This window comes from Cupriavidus sp. 01L46, from assembly GCF_056399905.1.
Genome location: NZ_JBFTSF010000490.1, coordinates 1 through 2,928 on the forward strand (window position 1 = coordinate 1; position 2,928 = coordinate 2,928).

Sequence of the window (2,928 nt, forward strand, 5' to 3'; positions counted from 1 at the left end):
TGTTCGCTAACAGCATCCGTCCAGCGCGAACCCGCTTTCTGGTCGCTTCGTCCATCTTCCTAGCCATGCAATCGACTCCCGATCAACGCCTTGATCAGATAACGCGTCAGACTCGAATCGGTTGTCATGATTTATACAAGTCTCAATAGTGCTCCGGGATCTCGCTGTGGGCTTGAATCTCCGGCCGCGTTTCCGCGACGGCTACCCGGTTGCGTCCGGATGATTTCGCCTTGTATAGCGCCTCGTCACTGGCATTGAAGAAAAACCGCAGGCTAGGGAAACGTGCACGGCCATCCGCACAAGCCACGCCCATACTGACCGTGAGTATCCGGTTAGCGCTTCCCGCATTCGGGATAACCAGATCCTGGACGGCCGACCGGATTTTCTCGGCAACCGCAATGGCTCCGTCCAAACCCGTGTTGGGTAGCAGTACAGCAAACTCCTCGCCACCGTAGCGGGCCGCATAGTCGCCCGGCCTACGGATGTTGCTGGCGATGCATCGGGCGACAGCAGCCAGCGCATCATCTCCGCCCGCGTGCCCGTAGCGGTCATTGAAGTTCTTGAAATGATCCACGTCGATCATCAGCAACGACAAGGGCTGCTGGCTGCGCCATGCCCGGCGCCATTCGATGTCCGCGGCCTCGTCCAGTGCCCGCCGGCTTCCGATGCCTGTCAGCCCGTCGGTGTTGACCATCAGCCGAAGGTGCTCTTCCATCGCTTGCCTGCGCTTGAACTGCCGGGAAATCAGGATGGAGAGGACAAGGATCACGAGGTCTAGCGTCAGGATCAGTCCGCCGAGCAGCCATGCCCTTTTTCGCCATTCCGCGTAAATATCGTCGGTCGACAGACCAATAACAACCACGAGCGGGAAACCGGCAACGTGGCGGAAATCGTATAATCGTTCGTTACCGTCCAGCGCGGCAATGCCGACAAACGATCCTTCCGGTGCCTGCACAAGCGGCGCGAAGGATGGGCTGGCGGCAATGCTGCGGCCGACAGTGGCAGGGTCATAAGGACGGCGCATCAACACGATGCCATCGTCACGCAGCAATGTGATGGAGCCCCCAGGGCCGAGCTTCGTCCCCTCGAAGAGCCTCTTGAAATAGTTGAGGCGCAGCGTGCCGACGACGATGCCGGCAAAGCTGCCGTCCGCATGCGACAACCGCCGGCTCAAGCCGATCGATTGGGCTTGCTCCGTCAAGCGAGGCTGGAACGGCTGGCTGATAAACAACCCGGCCGTTGCCGAATCGCGATGCACTTTGAAGTAGTCGCGGTCAGCGACATTGACGGGGCGGGGAGGGGTGGAGCGCGAATCGAGAACGAGATTGCCTTGCTCATCCGTCACCAACAGGGAACCCATGTCGGTCGCGTTCGTCGAGCGGTCAAACAGCACCAATTGGCGGATGGCGGGATTCAACCGGAGAATTTCCGGATCCTTGACGCCGTCGATCACGGAGTGCATCGATAGCTCAAAGATCTCCAGATTGCGGGCAATATCTCGCTCAAGGATGAGTGAGAGGTTGGAGGATGCTTCTTGCGCGCGCGCAAATGCGTCCTGGCGCATCTCAACGAGCGCTGCGGCTCCAATGGTGGCGATGGCCATGGCAAGGCCAACGCTGGCTGCCATGAAAAGGTTGGGGTACTTTAAAATCACTTATTTGTCGTAGGCCAAGGCCATCGGGATGTTTCTTGGGTCGTTGAACGGCCACCCGCGCGAGCGTAAATTGTACGCTAGCCGAAGAGGAGGCCGCGTCGGAAGGTCCGCCAAGTACGCGAGGTGCTGACTCAATAACTGGAGCCTGAAGCCCGTGGAAATGAGGGGCACTTAAGTCCTTGAAATGGAGAAACAGGTTGAGTGGTTATCACGCCGCATCAGGTACGGGCGAGCCATGGGCACGCAGGCGGTGATACCCCCACAGCGCCACCAGCGACACCAAGCCGCCCGCGCACAGCGCGACCGTGAATCCGGCCCGTGCGCCACCGTCATCCACTACATGGCCGGATGCCGCTGCGCCCAGCGCCACGCCGACATTGAGCCCCGCCAGCAGCCAGGTCATGCCTTCCGTCAGGCGGCGCTCGGGCACTAGGCGCTCGACCAGCGACATCGCCACGATCATGGTGGGCGCGAAGAACAGCCCCGCCACCAGCACGGCGGTCGCCAGCGCAGGAATGCTGCCGACCAGCCGCAGCGGCAGCGTGGTAGCGGCCGTCGCCAGCCCGCCCAGTAACAGCAAGCGGTGCAAGGGGGTTTGCAGCTTGAGTGCGCCAAACAGCAGTCCGGCCAAGCAGGAGCCCACGGCATAGGCCGACAGCACCAGGCTAGCCGCAGTCGGCCGGCCAAGTTGCTCGGCAAAGGCCACGCTGACGATATCCACGGTGCCGACGATGACGCCCATCGCCACCATCAGCAGCGTCAGCAAGCGCACGTTTGCCAGGTGGATCACCGATCCCGAGCGATCCATGGCAGCGTCCTGCGCCTCGACCGGTGGTTCGCTACCGCGCTGTGCGACCAGGGCGAACACACCCAGCATCAGCAACAGCGCCGCTGCCAACGGTCCGGCCTGGGGGAACACCGCTACGGACAGCCCGACCGACAGCGGAGGCCCAGCGATGAAGCTGACTTCATCGAGCACCGTTTCCAACGAATAGGCCGTCTGCAAGCATGGCTGGCCCCGGTAGATCGCTGTCCAGCGCGCGCGCACCATCGCTGACATGCTGGGCATGAAGCCGGCCAGTAAAGCGCCTACAAACAAAGTCCAGTCGGGTGCCAGCCACCAGGAACTGGCGAGCAAGAGCAGCACGCCGATGACGCTGATGGCCGTTGCCGCTGGCAGCACCCGGCTCTGCCCATGGCGATCCACCAGGCGAGATATCTGCGGCGACAGCAGCGCGTAGGTCAGCACGAAGGTGGCGGATATGGCTCCGGCC

The 2,928-nt window shown here is 61.9% G+C and carries 2 protein-coding genes; both read right to left on the minus strand.

Annotated features, from left to right (window positions below; translation table 11 throughout):
* Nucleotides 1-142: 142 nt before the first annotated feature.
* Nucleotides 143-1,603 carry a sensor domain-containing diguanylate cyclase gene (locus AC1DS3_RS37360; protein WP_477129216.1) on the minus strand — a complete coding sequence of 487 codons (1,461 nt, stop codon included), beginning with the start codon at nt 1,601-1,603 and terminating at the stop codon, nt 143-145.
* A 259-nt stretch (nt 1,604-1,862) separates the two neighbouring features.
* Nucleotides 1,863-2,928, minus strand: a 1,066-nt coding sequence (locus AC1DS3_RS37365) for an MFS transporter (protein ID WP_477129217.1), incomplete at its 5' end; no start/stop codon positions are given.

What these genes read in the sequence shown, in the direction of transcription:
- AC1DS3_RS37360 (WP_477129216.1), bottom strand. Translation starts at nt 1,603, where the DNA reads ATGGCCATCGCCACCATTGGAGCCGCAGCGCTCGTTGAGATGCGCCAG.